This window comes from Pontibacter roseus DSM 17521, from assembly GCF_000373265.1.
Taxonomy (GTDB): Bacteria; Bacteroidota; Bacteroidia; order Cytophagales; family Hymenobacteraceae; genus Pontibacter; species Pontibacter roseus.
This window is the reverse complement of the sequence record NZ_KB890762.1, coordinates 875,043-892,472: the sequence shown is the minus strand read 5'-3', so window position 1 is coordinate 892,472 and position 17,430 is coordinate 875,043. Positions and strand designations below refer to the sequence as shown.

Here is a 17,430-nt window from a genome sequence, read left to right as displayed (position 1 = left end):
CACCGCCCGTGCGAGCGTAGCGGGAACGGGCGGTGAGACATGCGAGCCAATCTGCACCTGGCGTTGTCCTCGGTATCCTTCACTTGTTGCTCACAGAAAAGCCGCACCTACGCTGGCGCTGGATTCGCGACCGGAAGAGTATAAGATTTCTCCTTTCGTCGAAATGACAGAACCTATATGGAAACCGACAGGAATGGAAACGAACAACAGAAATAAACTGCAGGAGACTACCAAAGGATAGGATAACCCGTCACATTTTGTACAGCCGGTAGCCTACGCCTAGACTCAGGGTGAAGGTGCTGAGTTTGGTGCTGCTGAGGTCAACTGACTTAGATTGGGTGCTGTTCTCGGTGATGGTGGCTGTATAGTTATAGCTGCCCAAGTCGGTTTTGCCCACAAACATATACTGCGCCTGGAGGTCGGCATAGAAGCGCTTGTTGGCCGGAAAGCTGAAACCGCCTTCCAGGGCAAATCCCACCTTGGCGCCATTTTCTTCGGCCTGCTCCGCTCCACCATACTCCAGCTTGGAACTAGCCACATGAACGGCCGGACCAACGCCCAGCCTGAAAAGCCGAGAGGGTAGGGGCAGGTAGCCCAAGGCAGCCGCCGTCAGCACTGATGTGTTGAGCAAGAGGGGTTCAAAAAAGATGGCCGTGCCCTCCACCTCGGTATCCCGGTACAGGAGCAGACCTTTGGCGCGGAAGTTCTGCCGGATTGGGAACAGCACACCCAACTGTACCGACCCTTCGCTTCTTACCGGGTTTTCCTCCGGCCCAAAAAAAGCACTGGAAGTCCCTTCTTCTCCGAATCCGCTGTCCTGGAACTGCCGGACGATGGAGCGGCCCGAGCCGCCGTGGTAGATTCCGAAATGCAAGGTCAAATCCGGTCCGCCTGCCGGAGGAGTTTCCTGCTGCGCAAATAGCGGCTGCGCACATACCGCCACAAAGGCGAAGAAGAGTAGAAACTGTTTCATGTAAAGGAATAAGGCTATACCTGATACCCCTTATACGGATAATAGTTTATAAGATAAATGCTATACCTGAAATTCAGGAATAATGCACCTCCAACTCATCGGTCTGTAGCCCGAAGGTAATGCCCCGCAGCAGGATGTCGGCATTGGGGTGGGAGGTGTCGGCCAGGTCCTTCTCAATGTCGCTGATGGTGGTAGCCAGGGTGTCACCCTCGAAAAAGCGGAACCACAGGCGCTTACCGGTTTCTTCTTCCTCCTCGTCATCGGCATCCGACATTACCTGCAGTTCCATATCCCGGAGCCGAGTTATAAGGACGTCCAAATCAATCTGCTTGTCGAGGTACTGGCTGAATATCTCGCGGGCAAAGCCGGTGTATTGCGCTTGTTTTGTCATAGGTGGTATAAGCTGTAAAGCCATGTACTATACGGTGAAAGCATCGGTATAGGCGTTCTGTTCAACTTATGCGTATCTAAGTGAAGCTGCCCACCGTTAAACCGCGAATATCGGTATATACTTTCAACAGCAAGGTAGAAAACAAATAAACCAACCATCATCCACTTCCTTAAAAAAGATTACTATGAAATGGCAAGGCAGACGAAAAAGCACCAATATAGAAGACCGTAGAGGTCAATCAGCAGGCGGTTTTGGAGGGGGCGGCAGGGGCATCAGTCCTATGCTGCTCATCCCTTTGTTCCGGCTCCTCTTCTCGAAAACGGGATTGATAATAGTAGCAGTGCTGGCGCTCATCTTATTTCTGACAGGTACCAATCCCCTAACGCTCCTGCAACAGTTTGTGGGTGGTGAACCGCAGTACGCACAATCAACAGACTACCAACCAAGCCCGGAGGAACAGGCGCTGGCCGAGCAGACGGCTGTAGTACTGGCAGATACCGAAGATGTCTGGAACAAGATTGTGCAAGGCTACAGAGAGCCTACCCTGGTGCTGTTTTCGGACCAGGTAAACTCAGCCTGTGGACTCGCCTCTTCGGCCACAGGACCATTTTACTGCCCAGGCGATGAGAAACTGTACATCGACCTGAGCTTTTTTGGCGAGATGGAACGCAAACTGGGTGCTGAAGGAGACTTTGCGCAGGCCTATGTGGTGGGCCATGAGGTGGGCCACCATGTGCAGAAACTCACGGGTACCATGGACCAGGTAAATGCCATGCGCGGGCAGTTATCCCAAACAGAATTCAACCAACTCATGGTACGGGTAGAACTGCAGGCTGATTTTTATGCTGGTGTGTGGGCACATCATACCCAGAAAGCAAAAGGAGTGCTGGAGCCCGGAGACCTGGAAGAAGCCCTGAATGCAGCCAGTGCCATTGGCGATGACCGCCTGCAAAAGCAGGCCACCGGAAGGGTGGTACCAGACTCCTTCACGCACGGCACCTCCGCTCAGCGGGTGCGCTGGTTTAGAAAAGGCTATGAGACTGGTGATGTAAATCAAGGCGATACCTTCAACGCTACCGAGTTGTAGATTGAGAGCTATAGAGTAGTAGCAATAAAAGCCTCTCCATTTATGGAGAGGCTTTTTGCATCCTAAGCTAGTGTGAGTTTACAGTTCGTACATCTTATTCAAGCAGGTCCATCTGCATGGATGAGTTGGAGCACGAGCTGCAAGCTTGAGCAAGTAACTAGCCGTGGTTATGGCTAGACTTATACCTCCCTATAGCTGCCTTTGAACACTTCGTTCACATGCCAGATGGTGAATTCCGGGTCGGGGTAAAATGATTTCTTTTGGGGAGGGTTGATGGATTTGCCGTGGTGCTGAAGGAGCCATTCATTTGCCCCAAAGCCGTTCACTTCATCGGAAACAAGCATCCGCAAGTCAGCATTGATGGTGAAAGCTCCTAAATCAAAAAGCTTATGGTGTGTGGCACAAAGTGCCAGGCCATTGACTTCTTCATCTGGTCCCCCTGCCTGATGCCACATGATATGGGCCGCTTCAAGTGCCAATATTTTGTGCTTCAACCGCACTCCAAACCCACAAACGGCGCACTGGTATTCGTAGGCTTTCAGTATGCTTTCCCTGAAATGTGGGTCCCGCTTCCTTGCTGTCTTCAAACTCTGATTGGTTGCAGCAACCGCAGCAATATTCAGCCCGACTGCATCTAATACGTCTTGATGAAGCGTGTCCGGAAAATTCTGCTCCAATATCAGTTCGGCTATACTTCTGAGTAGCTCAGGGTCTTGTTTCAGTTGCAACGTTACCTCATCCGGGAATTTTCCCTGCAGGTCATGTTCGCGTAAGAATTTAGAAGTGTAGTCCTGCTTCGTGTCCAGTAATTCGGGTTTGTTAAACTGCCAGAGGTTGTCATTGGCAAGTTTGGTAAAGGGGAAATTAGGGTATAGTGTCTTCCGTTGAGGTCCAAAATCGAGCAGCAGGTCTTTTAGTTTCGGTTCAATAGTGGTATAAGGTATAAAACCCATGTTTCCTCTCTGGATTTCACCTAATGCCAGCAACATCAGCAGCGGCTTGTGCGGGGCACGTGTACCCTTGCTTTTCCAGGTGTTGATGTTTTGGAATTGGGAGATGAGGTCTGAGTTTTTCATCAGCAGATAAATCTTTCACTATTATGATATTCTAGAAATTCTCTTGCAGGCAGAAACTTCGATGGAATTATTCTTTCTTTATGCTATCAATGCTGGTAGCATCTTCCACTAGAGTTCGTAGTCATACGCTTACATCGAGCGCCAGCCTTCGTAGTGCCTGAACATTGTACACTACTTGAAGAATTAGTGCTTGCTGAGGATTGGTACGTTGGACTTGTTTCACTTCTGTACTCTAAAGTATTAGAAGACGAAGTGGAAGTACCTGTTGACGGTCTACAAACACTACAGGCAGTAAGTCCTTCAGCCCGTGCCTCTGCAACAGTTGTCTTAAAAGAGCTTTTCAGGTATCTGCAGGTCTGTACATGATATTTGGCACCGGTTCTGGTCTTGTATACCGTTTGAGCTTGACAGACTATAGCAAAAAGCAGGAACAGGGCGAAAAGTACGTGTCTTTTCATAAGCTTCCAAAGCTATCAGATGATATTAAATATAGTAAATACAATATAAACTTTTATTCTTTAATTTTTTCGGAAACGATTCAGAATAAAAAAGTGAGTTAGTTGATATGTTGAAGCTATAGTATGTTTCTGAAAATCGCCAATACTTATATTTCGGTAAACATTTAAGGCTGTCTCTGCGGACAGCCTCTGCTACAAATCGGAACACCTCCCGTCCACTACTGGACACCAACCGTCACTACTCCCTTCTTAATAATCCATTCAATATCAAATATTCAACTTTACTATATTCTGGCACAGGAGTTGCTAAGGAAGAATTTATATGCTACAAATAAAACTATGAAAAAGTCTACTAGTAAACCGAAGCTGCTATTGTTGTTGGCTGGGATGGGATTATCCGTCTTAACTTTCACCTCCTGCGACAAGGAGGAAGTATGGCCCACTGTACCAGGCAAACCAACCACCGGTACTCCTTCCACCACACCGCCGCCACCTACGACACCACCTCCTACCAACCAAACACCGCCACCTGTTACCATAAACAGCAAGCTGAAGCAGCTCGGAACGAAGGTATTCCGGTACGACGGCCAGAACCGGCTGGTGGAGTTGAGTTATACCGACCAGGCGCATCTGGGGTATACGGTGGTGTATGAGGGAGACAAACTAGTGCGACTGAACTTTAAAGCGGGCAACAACTTCATGCTGTATACCTATGCGGGTGACAAAGTGGTGGAGGCTGTTCGCTACTACGGCGAGAACCTGGTCAACTACCGCTACAACTTTGAGTACAGGGGCGATAAGCTGGTAAAGGTGACCTCTATGAGCTATACCCGTTCTGATGATGGCAGGCTGGGGATAGAAGAATACAAGTACGATGCGGCGGGTAACCTGACGGAGCTTACGCAGGCCTGGTCGACGAGTAGCAAACCCGAGGACCTGGGCCGGCCGATGACCATTCGTTGGGGTGGCTACGATGACAAGCCCAACCCGATGCCGTATGCGGACAGTGGCTACTACCTGCCCGGGGTGAAGCTGTTCGAGAACAACCCGGGCTTCCGCGATGAGGAGATTTACAGCTATACCTACCATGCATCCGGTATGCCGGCGCAACGAAACACAAAGCTACAGGCCTACCCGCACGTGCCGCCTTTCGTAGAGCGCTATACCTATTAAGAGTTGCCGTGCCTCCTGCATAGCGGAGAAACGTTTCTTTCTGAAAGCAGCCACTGTTCCCTAGAGGAGCGGTGGCTGCTTTCGGTTTATAGCTTCAGGTGCCTACAAGCCACTGCCACACGCCTATAGAGGAAATACTATACCTTCCGACAGGCTATGAAAAACCTCTTCCGCCTTCTTTTGCTTTTCTTCCTTGTCTCAGGCAACCCGCAGGCACAGACCATCACCCGTCTGGATGGCAGCAAAATCACCGCTAAGGCACTTGACCAGAAGATACAGCAGCTGATGCAGGCGGCGGAAGTGCAGGGGCTGGCGGTAACGGTGTTCAACAAAAATGCGCCGGTTTACAAGAAGACCTTCGGCTACAAGAACTTCCAGACGAAGGAGCCTATAAAGACCAGCACCAACTTCTATGGGGCTTCGCTGAGCAAGGCGGTGTTCGCGGTGCTGGTGATGCAGCTGGTGGAGGAGGGGGCGCTGGATTTGGATAAGCCGCTGCAGGACTACCTGCCGCAACCCATCTATACCTATACCCCCCAAACCAAGTGGCATGACGATTACCGCGACCTGCAGCAGGACTCGCTCTACCAGCACATCACGGCTCGTATGTGCCTGGCGCATACGTCCGGTTTCCCCAACTGGCGCTGGTTTGAGTCGGACCAGATGCTGCGGGTGAAGTTCAAGCCCGGCGCCAGGTATAGCTACTCGGGGGAGGGGCTGGTATACCTGCAGGTGGTGCTCGAAAAGATGACAGGCAAGCCACTGGAGCAGTTGATGCAGGAAAGGATTTTCGCTCCCTTGGGTATGACGCGTTCTTCCTATACCTGGCAACCGGCCTTTGAGCAGGATTATGTACTGGGCCATAAAGCCGATGGCACGCTCTACGAGAAAGACAAAGACAACGAAGCCCTTTCGGCCAGCACCCTCGAAACCACCCTCGACGACTATACCCTGTTCACACAGGCGGTACTGCAGAATAAACTGCTCAAACCAGCTTCTACCAAGGAAATGTTCTCGCCCCAAATCAGGCTGCGCTCTGTGCAGCAGTTCGGTCCTCTGAGCCAACGCGACACCACTGCCAACGACGCCATCCGGCTAAGCTACGGGCTGGGGTGGGGGCTGCTGCAATCGCCACACGGCACGGGCGCTTTCAAGGAAGGGCACGGCGATGGCTTTCGACATTACTCCATCATCTTCCCAGAACAAGGAACAGGCATCATCCTGATGAGCAACAGCGACAACGCCGGGAGCATGTTCAGGGAGCTACTCGAGACTGCCATTGGCGACACCTTCACGCCCTGGTACTGGCAGAATTATATTCCCTACAGTCAAGTTAAAAAATAACATGGTATAGTAATAAATTTATACCTGTCTCAAAATACATCTGAACAGCTGCTTCGTATAAATACTTATATCTCCTACACGCTCTTACAACACACTTAGTGCCCCCTTTAAACTCTTCGCTCATCCGTTTTCTACTTTGTAACCTTTCTCTCTTATCTGCATCTAAGTATGGAAGCAAATGGTATTCTCCCTGCTTTTGGTGGGTGCGCGGGCTGCTGCCTGCGGCGGAATGAAATTGTTAAAGCACGCTGCCTATAACAGCAAGCACACGGATTGGAGCCTAGCGCAAAATGCAGCAGGCCCTTGCCACAAGGCCTTGCGCATGCATTTGGTTTTAGAAGATAACTAGAAATTACTCATACTTAAACCGATACCACAATGGACAGAAAACAGTTTATTAGGACGATAGGCTTGGGCACCGGGGCTATCGTTTTTGTGACATGCGTGGGAGGCTGCTCAGGCTCCGACTCCGAAGATGACCCCGCTCCCACAACTCCGGGTACCACCAAGCTGGACTTCACCTTCGACGTCACCAGTGACGCCAATTTGGTGAACAATGGCTGGACAATCCGGAACAGAGTCATCATTGCCAGGTCCGGAAACAATTACCTGGCCTACCAATCCAACTGCACCCACCAGGGCAACCCCCTTACCTACAACGCTGGCGATAACAACTTCCCTTGTTCACAGCAGGGGCCTGACCACGGCTCTGTTTTCGACGCCAATGGGGTGCGGATTGCGGGACCGGCCAGCTCAAACCTGAAGAAATACAGCACCCAAATCAACGGAAACAACCTCAGAGTATTTGAACCATGATACAGCGGTTCCTGCTCTGCCTCATCCTGTGCGCCTGGTGGCAAAGCAGCGCCGCACAAGATGACCTGATGTCGCTGGCCACAGACAGTGCCAGCCCCGGCGAATACGCCTTGCCGGCTTTCAAGGGCCTGCGCGTCATCAATGGGCAATCGGTGCAGATGGCCGGGCGTAAAAACCTGCAATTTGCTGTTTCCCACCGTTTCGACCGGCTCAATCGTGGTGCCTACGACCTCTTCGGGCTGGATGGGGCACTCATCCGCCTCGGGCTGGACTACGGGCTGACGGATGGCATCACCATCGGAGTGGGGCGCAGCAGCTACTTCAAAACATACGACGCCTATGCCAAGTACCGCTTCCTCAGGCAAACGACTGACAACCGGATGCCGCTCACAGCGGCGGCCTTCGCCAGCATCAATGTCCGCACCCAAAAGCTGCTCCCTCCCGACGAGTTGTCCGGTACCGACAGGCTGACCTATACCGCGCAGCTATTGCTGGCCCGCAGGTTTATCGATGCCTTCTCGCTACAGCTGAGTCCCGCGTACGTATACCGGGTGCGACCGGAGCCTTCACTGGATGACCAGGGGGTTCTCGCTTTGGGCATAGGAGGGAGGTATAGCCTCACCAGACGCATCTCGTTAAACGGGGAGTATTTCTATGTACCCTTTGACCAGATTAATGGAGCGTATACCAATGCCTTGTCCATCGGGTTCGACATCGAAACAGGAGGGCACGTGTTCCAGCTGCACTTCACCAACTCCTATGGCATGACCGAGCGCTACTTCATCACCGAGACCGTGGACAGCTGGACGGACGGTGATATTCATTTTGGCTTCAACATCACCCGTACCTTCTCTTTCGAGAAGAAGCAGGCCTCAGGAAAAAAATGGTGATATGCGTAGGATTCTCCTCTTTGGTATTGTGATTTGGCTGTTGCCGGTGTGCTGTCTGGCGCAGCAAGGCATATACCAAACTGCTAAGGGCACGGTCGTGTTTTTCTCGAAGGCTCCCCTAGAGGATATCACCGCAGAGAACAAAGCGGCGATATCGCTCATCAACACGGTCAACAATGAGATTGTGGTGCGGGTCACTATCAGCCGGTTTGATTTTCCAAACAAGCTGATGCAGGAGCATTTCAACGAAAACTACCTAGAGTCGGACAAGCACCCGACGGCCACTTTCAAAGGCAAAATCAACGAGGCCATACCTTGGGATACCCCCGGTAGCTACCCTGCCTCGGCCAGCGGCGTGCTCCACATCCACGGGAAGAGCGTAAACCGGACAATAAAAGGCACTATCACGGTGGGGAATCAGGAAATTGGGTTGGACTCTAAATTTCAGGTGCCGCTGGCAGACCACGACATCCAGATACCTACCATCGTCTTCAACAAAATAGCGGAAGTGTTGGATGTCAGGTGTCAGTTTCAGTATAGGCCTTACAAGAAGAAGTGAGTTGCCATGGAGCTGCAGTCTTTGCTGTTTGCTTGCTGATTTGTTTCATCGCTTCGCCTGTGCGGCGGGCATCTACTTTTTTTCTTGGCAAAAAAAGTAGGCAAAAAAGCAAAGACGCTTTTGAACTCGCTGACCGCACGAACAAAAAATCGTCATTAGGTGCACCTGGCTGTTGTCTTAGCTCCGTGGCTACAGTGGAGGCTCTCCAACTTGAGGGTAGTCAGAGGGGTGTTGAAGCTATACGTGCCAGTGTTCATGTGCTACAGCGCTTTAATGTGACGAGCAGTAGCGGCAGAAAGTCCCCCTTTGAAGGGGGCAGGGGGGATGTGAATCGTTCCAGATTCCCCCTCGGAGAGGCAGGGGCAGTTGGACACGGCTCCTATAATTATCCTATACCTTCCTCACCAGGCTTGTAATCATTCCTGTAATTTCCGTGCACTGTCTGTCATTCCGACGAAAGGAGGAATCTGTTACGCTACCCGCCGTCGGTATGAGCGTAGCGGGAACCGGCGGTGAGACATGAGATGGCTACTGAAGTAATCAAAAGAGCCGCATCTGCGCTGCCGCTGGATGTGCGGCTCGATGGGTATATGATTTCTCCTATCGTCGAAATGACAGAGATTGGAACAACAAAAATGAAAAGGGATGACACTTAGTGCAGCAGAACCCCTCCTGTCGTCGGACTGACGGCATGTATATTTATACCTATAAAGATTCGTGCAGGGGTATTCCTTCTTAGGCGGGGCAGGGGCAGTCCAAGCAATAGCCGGTGCTAATCCGTAATCGGCTGTTACACTACTGGCAGCCAATACAATAGAAAGAATCTCCTACATCAGTCAAGAGTACTTAATTTTCTATGCTGCGTATGAATTTAATGTAGTAGTTGTACCTATAACTTTCTGATGTCTTGCCTGTTATCTGTTTAACCAAATCTTGAAATCCTATGAAACCAAAAACCATACTTTCGCTGCTGCTGGTAGGTGCAGTGGCCTATGCCTGTGCCGAACTGATGACGCAGCATTCCTAATCCGGTATTTCCCCCTACACTACCTGTCCGGATAAGTGGAACCACAACCTTTGCGGCTGTACTGGAAGAGCATGTCCCAACGCATGAAAAAAAGCGTTAGATTTGGGTTTGCGAAGGTATAAGGATTCCATTTTATGAGTGATAAGGTAGTGCGCGTAGCGGAGTTGTTTGCAGGAGTGGGTGGGTTTAGGCTGGGGCTGGAAGGCTCTCCTGAATCGCCAGACAATACCAAGTATAAGGTAGTATTTAGCAATCAATGGGAGCCTTCTACCAAGGCGCAGCATGCCTCGCAGGTGTACGAGGCGCGCTGGGGCAGCGAGGGCCATACCAACATGGACATTGCCGAAGTACCGACAGCCGCTATACCTGACCATGACCTGCTTGTAGGCGGATTTCCCTGCCAGGACTACTCTGTAGCCACTACGCTCAAAAACTCCAAAGGCCTCATCGGCAAGAAGGGCGTGCTCTGGTGGCAGATTCACCGCATCCTGACAGAAAAGGAGGTGAAACCAGATTTCCTGTTGTTCGAGAACGTAGACCGTTTGCTTAACTCGCCTGCCAAACAACGCGGCCGCGACTTCGCCCTCATCCTCAAAAGTCTCAACGACCTGGGCTATGCTGTGGAGTGGCGCATCCTGAACGCAGCCGACTACGGCATGCCACAGCGCAGGAGGCGTGTCTTCTTTATGGGGTATAGACAAGGCACCCAACTTTACGAAGCGCTGCAGCAGTGCGACAAAAGCGACTGGCTGGAGGAGCAGGGGGTACTGGCGACAGCCTTCCCATGCCGCATCAAATCAACAAGCGCCACCTCCTGGAAAGCCAGCCTCAGCCTTTTCCCAGAGAAGCCAGCCCTGAAGTCTTTTTCCATAGCGGAAGACTTGGTGACGATATCCGAAACGTTCAACACCGGGGGCGGTGCAACCCCATTTGAAAATGCTGGCGTGATGGTGGAAGGGGAGGTATACACAGCCAAAACCCAGCCGCTCTACGACGGGCCGGCCGTGCTCCTGCGCGATGTGCTGCAAAACGGGGAGGTGACCGAGGAGTACTTTATACCCGAAGAGGACCTGGGCAAGTGGGAGTACCTGAAGGGCGGCAAGAACGAGGTGCGTAAAAGCAAAGAAGGCTTCGAGTACAGGTATAGCGAAGGGGGTATGGTGTTTCCGGATAACCTGGAGGCGCCGTCCCGCACCATCATTACCGGGGAAGGAGGCAAGGCGCCGTCCCGTTTCAAGCACGTGGTCCGCACCGACAGAGGCTTGCGCCGCCTCACGCCCGTGGAGTTGGAGCGCCTCAACATGTTCCCCGACAACCATACCCACCTGGAAGGCATGTCCGACGTGCGCCGCGCCTTTTTCATGGGCAACGCCTTGGTGGTAGGTGTGGTGGAGCGACTGGGAGCTGCTTTATATGAACGCATCAATCAGCAGTAGGTGGAAGTGCTGTATAACAAGAAAGACAAGCACGCTATCGTTGCCTTTGCTAAAAGGCTGGAGGGTAAAACACTGTGGCAGGCCTGCGGAACCGTGGGAATGCACCAGATTGGGGGCAAAGGAAATTTCGGGAGCCTGCTCGAAAAGCATTACTTCGGTTACGAACCCAACTCTGACGCTCAGCCTGATTTCCCGGAAGCGGGTCTGGAACTGAAAACCACACCGCTGAAGAAGCACGCAAAGGCAGGGCTGGTGTCAAAGGAGCGGCTGGTACTCAACCTGATTAACTATGTGCAGCTGACGAAGGAGACATTTGCTGACAGCTCTTTCTGGAAGAAGAACAGCCAACTGTTGCTCGTCTTTTACCTACACGACAAAGAGAAAACACTCCTGGACTATGACATCAAGGTGGTGGGAAGCTGGGAGTTTCCGGAGGAGGACCTGGCGGTGATAAAGGCCGACTGGGAGACCATTGTGACGAAGGTAAGGCAGGGGAAGGCGCATGAGCTGTCAGAAGGCGACACCTTCTATCTGGGCGCCTGCACCAAAGGAGCCAAAGGAGGCAACCGACGGCAACAGCCTTTCAGTCATATTCAGGCAAAACAAAGAGCCTTCTCGCTAAAGCAGGGTTATGTAAACCACATTTTGCACCGCCTGACCCAAGGCGGGCGCGAGCGCTATGGCACCATTCTGAAAACGCAGGAGCGAACCGCCTCTGTTCCACTGGAGGAGGTGGTGATGGAGCGTTTCAGGCCTTTCTACGGAATGGAAGTGGAGGCCATAGTGCGGCAAATAGGCTGCGACCTGAACTCCCGCGCAAAAGGTTTTTATGCCAGCCTAACCAAAGTCGTCTTAGGAATACAGCCGGACGAGCAGATAGACGAGTTCGAGAAAGGGGATGTTGTCATTCGCACGGTTCGCTTGAAGCCCAATGGCAATGCCGCCGAGGATATCTCCTTTCCGGCCTTCCGATACAAGGAGCTGGTAGAGCAGTCTTGGGATACTTCTGATTTGAAGGAAGACCTGGAGAAGAAGTTTTTCTTCGTCTTTTATAAGTATGACAGCAGCGGCGGGCTATACCTACAAAAGGCAGCCTTCTGGAACATGCCCTATACCGACCTGGAGGAGGCCCGCAAGGTATGGCTGGAGACAGTGCGCCGCATCAGGAGGGGGCAGGCGCATACGCTCCCGAAGAAATCAGAGAACCGGGTCTGCCACGTGCGCCCCCACGCCCGCAACAGCCACGATACCAACGAAACGCCCGACGGTCAGCTTGTAGTGAAAAAATCCTTTTGGCTCAACAATAGCTACATCAAAGAAATCTATACCTCTCTGAGCTAGTTAGAGCACCCGCCAGCTGATGGACTTGAGGAAGGTCCGCCGGACGATTAGATTGACCGGGGCCTCAGCTAACTGCGTCGAAATCTGGAAATTGAAGTTGGGGCTCACGACTATCTTCCGTTGTTCGGGATTCTGCCGAAGCATGTAACTTTGCTGTTGGCAGAATTCGCGGGTGAGGCCATGCTGCTGGGTCGTGTCAATGAGATGCTGCCTGTTCAGGAACAATACTTCACACGAAGCGATGTCGGTGGGTTGGGTCAGCTTGCTGAGCCCGGGACAAAGCTGGATGTCAAATACCAATGCGTAAGCCTCTGTGGTTTTAGAGGGGTCAAACAACCAGCCTTCCTTCAATTTTCCATTCTTCAGGTAGTCTAATTCGAAGGCAAAGGTTGGAAGGCTTTTGTTGAGGTAGTGTAGTTGCGCTTTCTCATCAACCTTGAGCAGATTATCGCCTTCCAGCAGCACCACATCTACGCCTCTTTGTTGAAACTCCGGCTCATGCAGCCTGCAGAAGTGTATGTCTGCCTGTGTATATTTCAGGTCGAGGAAACGCTGCAAGATGCTTTCCTGGCTGAGGTCTTGTTTGAATAGGGACATGCTGTGTTACTTGTTTAGGTGACGTGATTACTCTTTCCACCAGTTTTGTCGGGGCACGTACTGGCGCAGCACTACCGGCTCCCCGATATGCGGGGTCGTGATGGGTACCTTCCGGTTTTCCGCCTCCTTCGTGACCCGCTCAATAGGGTCGGTCCAGCTGTGCATGGCCAGTGAGAAGGCTCCCCAATGTATGGGCATGAGGAGCTTGCCCTGAAGGTCGAGGTGCGCCTGCACGGTCTGCTCCGGCATCATGTGTATGCTGGACCATAGCTCATTGTATTGCCCGCACTCCATCAGCGTGATATCGAAAGGACCATACTTGTCGCCAATCTCTTTGAAACCATCAAAATAGCCGGTGTCGCCGCTGAAGAAAATCCTGTCCTGTTGCCCTACAATGGCCCAGGAGGTCCAGAGTGTTTTCATCCGGTCGTTCAGCCCGCGGCCAGAGAAGTGCCGGGCGGGTGTAGCGGCAAAGGTGAGGTCCTTGAAATTTGCTTCCTGCCACCAGTCCATCTCCGTGATTTTATTTGCCGGTATACCCCAACGCTCCAGGTGCGCGCCCACACCCAAGGCTACGAAAAAGTGGTCCGCTTTCTCGGCCAGCTTTTGGATGGAGCCATAGTCGAGGTGGTCGTAGTGGTCGTGCGAAATGAGTACCGCATCTATGTGGGGCAGCTCCTCTACGGTAATAGGCAAGGCGGCGAAGCGCTTCGGGCCAATGAAACTGACAGGGGAGGCTACGTCGCCCAGCATCGGGTCGAGCAGCAGTCGCTTGCCCTCAACTTCCACCAGAAAGGCAGAATGCCCCAGCCAGGTAACAACTGTGGCCGTATCCTGCACAGCGTCCGGCTTGTCGGGGTTCAGTTTGACCACAGGCAGCTCCCAGTCCGGGGTCTGGTTACTGGTATCCCCGAAAAACCGCTCGTAGAACAACTTCACCATGTCCGTAAACGCCATGTCCATGTTGGTCTCCACCGGGTTCTGAAATACGCCATCGGCAAAATTCGGCGATTGCTGCATGGCCTTTAGACGGGCTCCGTCAGCCTCAGCTCCAAACTGTGGCGACAGCCGCAGGAAGGAGCAGCCGGCCACGGTAACCAACAGGATAAGGAAACAGATGAAGTAAAGCGTGATTCTGAGTGTTCTGTTCATCAGGGTGTAAAGCGTGCCCTTGCAGGGCTAAGGTGGTGGGTATAGGTATAGCGCGTGAATATACGGCATCTATACCTAAACACCCGCCTGTTCCTTACTTCTTGTCGTATATCTCGATTCCCTGCTGTCTGGAGTTCGTCTTCCAGCCTCTGTGCATGCGGTCGCTGTTGAACACCATGGCGATGTGGCCTGCTGCGTCTACACCTATCACACCCACATCGCCTTCTTGCTTGTGAGTGCGTTCCAGCACCACCGTCTCACAAGCCTTTTGGAGAGTTAGGCCCTTGTATTCCATCAAGGCGGAGATATCGTAGGCGATGATGTTCTTCATCAGCAACTCACCATCGCCCGTGCCGGATATGGCGCAGGTTTTGTTGTTGGCATAGCAGCCAACGCCAATGATGCAGCTGTCGCCAATACGCCCCATCTTTTTGTTTTCCGTTCCGCCCGTGGAGGTGGCCGCCGCCACCATACCTTCCTGGTCCAAGGCAACCGCTCCGACAGTGCCGTGCATGCGGGCATTCAGTTGGTCCATGCCAATTCTATCGCTGCTGGTAAATTCTTCTTCACGCTTTTTAGAGAATGCATCGTACTGATGCTCCGTGATGAAATAGGAGGAAGGTTCCAGCCGGATGTCCAATTGTTTGGCGTATTCCAGGGCTCCCATATCCCCTAAGAAACGGTATTTGGTGTTCATCATCACGGCTTTCGCTAACGAGATGGGGTTACGGATGTTCCGAATCAAGGCCACGGCCCCTGAAGATTGGTCAGAGCCGCGCATAATGGCTGCATCCATTTCTACTTCTCCATTTGCATTTAGCGCGGAGCCGCGGCCGGCATTGAACAGCGGGTTGTCCTCTAGCTTCTTCACGGCCGCTTCCACGGCGTCTACTGCCGAACCGCCCTCTTCAAGTATCTTATAGCCGGTGTCTACAGCTTCTCTCAGGCCTTCCTCATAGCCTTTCTTGTTTTTATGGATATGTTCGGAGTCTGGTCCTGCGCCGCCATGCACCACAATAGCAATTGGTTTTTTCTTAGCCATACACTTTGTTTCGACTTTTGAGTTTACGTATTGATGCAGGTGGTTTCCGAGTAGTACGAGGATTGGCCTTTCGCGTTAATCCTGGAATTGAAGTGGCTGCTGTATCCTAAATATTTTCTATTCTAGAAGAGGTAAATCTTGTAGAGTGTAAATTTAGAAATCCAGAGTGGACGTTTTACCCTTTACTAAAGGAGGGAGTTAAAGGTTTCTTTTGATACCTGAAGTACTTCTTGAATTTCAGAAAGGGCATCTCTATGATTTTCCATGATAGAAAAGCGATTGTGACCACAAATGTGAAATTTTCCACTTGAAGGATGTAAAACTTGTATTCATAGAAGTAAGGTGGCAGGTATTCATTCATCTGGATGAAATAGCTGGAAAAAAAGTAGGGTAGTATATGGTGAAACAGATAAATTCCATAGCTCAGCTTGCCTATAAAAATTAGAAAGCTGTTACCGAGGATGTAATCAAAAAATAAAGATTTTTTATCGGCATGTCTTAGAATTCCTATAATCACCCAAGCAGTGAAAACAGCTGTTAAAGTCCTTCTGGAAAGATTGGAAGATATATACTCTCCGCCAATAGGAGTTGATACCCTTAAAAGTTGAATGCCAAGAGCTAGAATAGCTAATATACTCCAAAACTTGTAGGAGCTGTTTAAGAGTGCGGGTTTATAAACAACTATCCAAGCTATTAAAGCTCCAATACCAAGTGCGTCAAAACAGGTGATTGTTAATATTATTCCATCTTCCAAATATAACTGTCCTAGTATACCTACAAAAATGGAAGTCAGGATAACAAATAATAGATACCTCCTCTCTAGAAAAAGCATTAACCAAGGCCAGACTAAATAGAATTGTTCTTCTACAGATAATGACCAAAGATGGGACAGTATGCCATCCCATTCCTGACGGTTGTAAAAATAATGGTTAGATGTGTAGGTCAGAAAATAGGCGAAATTTTCTCTGATAGCAGTACCAGTTGCTGGACCTAAGACATACAAAATAACAATAGTGATGTAGTATATGGGGAAAATACGAAGCGACCTTCGTATGAAGAAGCTTTTTAATATTGATAGCTTATCTGTCCGTAACCGTTCTGCATCATTCCTATTTTCAAGTAATATTTTAGTAATAAGGAAACCGCTCAATACAAAGAAGGCATCAACTCCATTAAAAACGCTGGAGTACAAAAGGAGTCTAGAATTGTACGGGAACCAGTGCGAGATTATTACAAGTATTACTGCAATTGCCCTTATGCTATCCAACTGCTTAATGTAATACATATGTTCTATGTTATTGGCGAAATGTTATAATCCAAACTTCATTATATACAAACTAGGGATTATATGCTATTACATTTTTCCATTGTATTATGTTACTGGTTTATATTGTTTTATCACATTTTATATTGTTTTATCACATAATAAGCAAATCAGACGAAAAAATTTACCATACCCAAATCTAGAGGAGCATGACTAGGTTGAAAGGAAGATATGCAACATGCTTTGAAAAGAGCACAACACTTCTGTGGTTACTAAACTGAATCTGTATTGTAATAAAGAGTTGTAGCTTTGATGATTTCATTTCTTATTTCACAAGTACAATGACAAAAAGAATAATGCAAACAAGCATGAACTCGGAAGCATCAAATAGGTATACTTAGTATTAAAGGTATCAAAGCCGAACTTCAAGGATGTCCTATTAAAGCTTTTCCAGTTGTCAATTCTAACTGCGCGGATTAAGATACCTTTGCTGTTCTTAATTTATATTTACCAATTGTAAATTGTTTACTAAGTCTGCTTGACCAGAAGCTTGCTCCTATTAATAACTACTATTTCCCGATGCAGAATGTAATTAATATAAGCAATTAGCTATGAATCAACGTTTTGCAACTTGTTGTCAATCTGTAGGGGACAAATAGGGGACAGAATGATTAAAACACTGTGGTTTTGAGCTATTTTGCTTGAGATACAAGAATACCATTGAAAGTATCTATTGGCTATTACTCATTCTAATGGTGTATTTATTGAATGCGCTAATACATTTTAACTGTTAAAAAGGGTTCC

Annotated in this window: 15 protein-coding genes; 8 read left to right on the top strand and 7 right to left on the bottom strand. The window is 50.1% G+C overall.

The genetic code is table 11. The annotated features are described in order from the left end of the window. Positions 1-250: 250 nt before the first annotated feature. Together B051_RS0110515 and B051_RS0110510 are read right to left on the bottom strand one after the other, a co-directional pair. The gene (locus B051_RS0110515) at positions 251-973 is read right to left on the bottom strand and encodes an outer membrane beta-barrel protein (protein WP_018478163.1); all 723 of its coding nucleotides are present in this window, start codon (positions 971-973) and stop codon (positions 251-253) included. A 73-nt stretch (positions 974-1,046) separates the two neighbouring features. Then, positions 1,047-1,364, bottom strand: a complete 318-nt coding sequence (locus tag B051_RS0110510) for a hypothetical protein (protein WP_018478162.1) — start codon at positions 1,362-1,364, stop codon at positions 1,047-1,049. 184 nt (positions 1,365-1,548) lie between these two features. Between B051_RS0110510 and ypfJ the strand changes: the two genes are divergently transcribed. Further along, entirely contained in the window at positions 1,549-2,451 is a 903-nt protein-coding gene (gene ypfJ, locus B051_RS0110505; RefSeq protein WP_018478161.1) for a KPN_02809 family neutral zinc metallopeptidase, read from the top strand. Positions 2,452-2,630: 179 nt separating this feature from the next. Here the strand turns inward: ypfJ and B051_RS0110500 are convergent, their stop codons facing one another. After that, a complete protein-coding gene (locus tag B051_RS0110500; RefSeq protein WP_018478160.1) occupies positions 2,631-3,527 on the bottom strand; it encodes a phosphorothioated DNA-binding restriction endonuclease in 897 nt (298 codons plus the stop codon). 797 nt (positions 3,528-4,324) lie between these two features. On the opposite strand from B051_RS0110500, the gene B051_RS0110490 reads away from it, so the two are divergent. The 7 genes from B051_RS0110490 to B051_RS0110450 all read left to right on the top strand — a co-directional run bounded on the left by B051_RS0110490 (position 4,325) and on the right by B051_RS0110450 (position 12,571). Further along, positions 4,325-5,158, top strand: coding sequence for a hypothetical protein (locus B051_RS0110490; RefSeq protein ID WP_245539608.1), 834 nt, complete (start codon positions 4,325-4,327; stop codon positions 5,156-5,158). A 156-nt stretch (positions 5,159-5,314) separates the two neighbouring features. Further along, positions 5,315-6,502: a serine hydrolase domain-containing protein gene (locus B051_RS0110485; RefSeq protein WP_018478157.1), complete on the top strand. Its 1,188-nt coding sequence runs from the start codon at positions 5,315-5,317 to the stop codon at positions 6,500-6,502. A 378-nt stretch (positions 6,503-6,880) separates the two neighbouring features. Beyond that, positions 6,881-7,318, top strand: a complete 438-nt coding sequence (locus B051_RS0110480; RefSeq protein WP_018478156.1) for a QcrA and Rieske domain-containing protein — start codon at positions 6,881-6,883, stop codon at positions 7,316-7,318. Further along, complete coding sequence (locus B051_RS0110475; protein WP_018478155.1) at positions 7,315-8,208, top strand: DUF5777 family beta-barrel protein; 894 nt, start codon at positions 7,315-7,317, stop codon at positions 8,206-8,208. The genes B051_RS0110480 and B051_RS0110475 overlap by 4 nt, the downstream gene beginning before the upstream one ends. 1 nt (position 8,209) lies before the next feature. Continuing rightward, complete coding sequence (locus B051_RS0110470; protein ID WP_018478154.1) at positions 8,210-8,767, top strand: YceI family protein; 558 nt, start codon at positions 8,210-8,212, stop codon at positions 8,765-8,767. A gap of 1,161 nt (positions 8,768-9,928) precedes the next feature. Next, complete coding sequence (dcm, locus tag B051_RS0110455) at positions 9,929-11,230, top strand: DNA (cytosine-5-)-methyltransferase (RefSeq protein ID WP_018478153.1); 1,302 nt, start codon at positions 9,929-9,931, stop codon at positions 11,228-11,230. Continuing rightward, entirely contained in the window at positions 11,231-12,571 is a 1,341-nt protein-coding gene (locus B051_RS0110450) for a Sau3AI family type II restriction endonuclease (RefSeq protein WP_018478152.1), read from the top strand. On the opposite strand, the gene B051_RS0110445 is transcribed toward B051_RS0110450, so the two are convergent. From B051_RS0110445 to B051_RS0110430, 4 genes are all read right to left on the bottom strand, one after another. Further along, complete coding sequence (locus tag B051_RS0110445; protein WP_018478151.1) at positions 12,572-13,168, bottom strand: hypothetical protein; 597 nt, start codon at positions 13,166-13,168, stop codon at positions 12,572-12,574. Between the two features lie 27 nt (positions 13,169-13,195). Beyond that, entirely contained in the window at positions 13,196-14,320 is a 1,125-nt protein-coding gene (locus tag B051_RS0110440; protein WP_018478150.1) for an MBL fold metallo-hydrolase, read from the bottom strand. A gap of 94 nt (positions 14,321-14,414) precedes the next feature. Beyond that, complete coding sequence (locus tag B051_RS0110435; protein ID WP_018478149.1) at positions 14,415-15,362, bottom strand: isoaspartyl peptidase/L-asparaginase family protein; 948 nt, start codon at positions 15,360-15,362, stop codon at positions 14,415-14,417. 175 nt (positions 15,363-15,537) lie between these two features. Continuing rightward, a complete protein-coding gene (locus B051_RS0110430) occupies positions 15,538-16,647 on the bottom strand; it encodes an acyltransferase family protein (protein ID WP_018478148.1) in 1,110 nt (369 codons plus the stop codon). Positions 16,648-17,430 lie beyond the last annotated feature (783 nt).

Bases quoted from the DNA above. Each gene is read 5' to 3' on its own strand.
- B051_RS0110445 (WP_018478151.1), bottom strand. From the start codon at position 13,168: ATGTCCCTATTCAAACAAGACCTCAGCCAGGAAAGCATCTTGCAGCGT.
- B051_RS0110490 (WP_245539608.1), top strand. From the start codon at position 4,325: ATGAAAAAGTCTACTAGTAAACCGAAGCTGCTATTGTTGTTGGCTGGG.
- dcm (WP_018478153.1), top strand. From the start codon at position 9,929: ATGAGTGATAAGGTAGTGCGCGTAGCGGAGTTGTTTGCAGGAGTGGGT.
- ypfJ (WP_018478161.1), top strand. From the start codon at position 1,549: ATGAAATGGCAAGGCAGACGAAAAAGCACCAATATAGAAGACCGTAGA.
- B051_RS0110515 (WP_018478163.1), bottom strand. From the start codon at position 973: ATGAAACAGTTTCTACTCTTCTTCGCCTTTGTGGCGGTATGTGCGCAG.
- B051_RS0110475 (WP_018478155.1), top strand. From the start codon at position 7,315: ATGATACAGCGGTTCCTGCTCTGCCTCATCCTGTGCGCCTGGTGGCAA.
- B051_RS0110430 (WP_018478148.1), bottom strand. From the start codon at position 16,647: ATGTATTACATTAAGCAGTTGGATAGCATAAGGGCAATTGCAGTAATA.
- B051_RS0110510 (WP_018478162.1), bottom strand. From the start codon at position 1,364: ATGACAAAACAAGCGCAATACACCGGCTTTGCCCGCGAGATATTCAGC.
- B051_RS0110470 (WP_018478154.1), top strand. From the start codon at position 8,210: ATGCGTAGGATTCTCCTCTTTGGTATTGTGATTTGGCTGTTGCCGGTG.
- B051_RS0110480 (WP_018478156.1), top strand. From the start codon at position 6,881: ATGGACAGAAAACAGTTTATTAGGACGATAGGCTTGGGCACCGGGGCT.
- B051_RS0110435 (WP_018478149.1), bottom strand. From the start codon at position 15,362: ATGGCTAAGAAAAAACCAATTGCTATTGTGGTGCATGGCGGCGCAGGA.
- B051_RS0110500 (WP_018478160.1), bottom strand. From the start codon at position 3,527: ATGAAAAACTCAGACCTCATCTCCCAATTCCAAAACATCAACACCTGG.
- B051_RS0110485 (WP_018478157.1), top strand. From the start codon at position 5,315: ATGAAAAACCTCTTCCGCCTTCTTTTGCTTTTCTTCCTTGTCTCAGGC.
- B051_RS0110440 (WP_018478150.1), bottom strand. From the start codon at position 14,320: ATGAACAGAACACTCAGAATCACGCTTTACTTCATCTGTTTCCTTATC.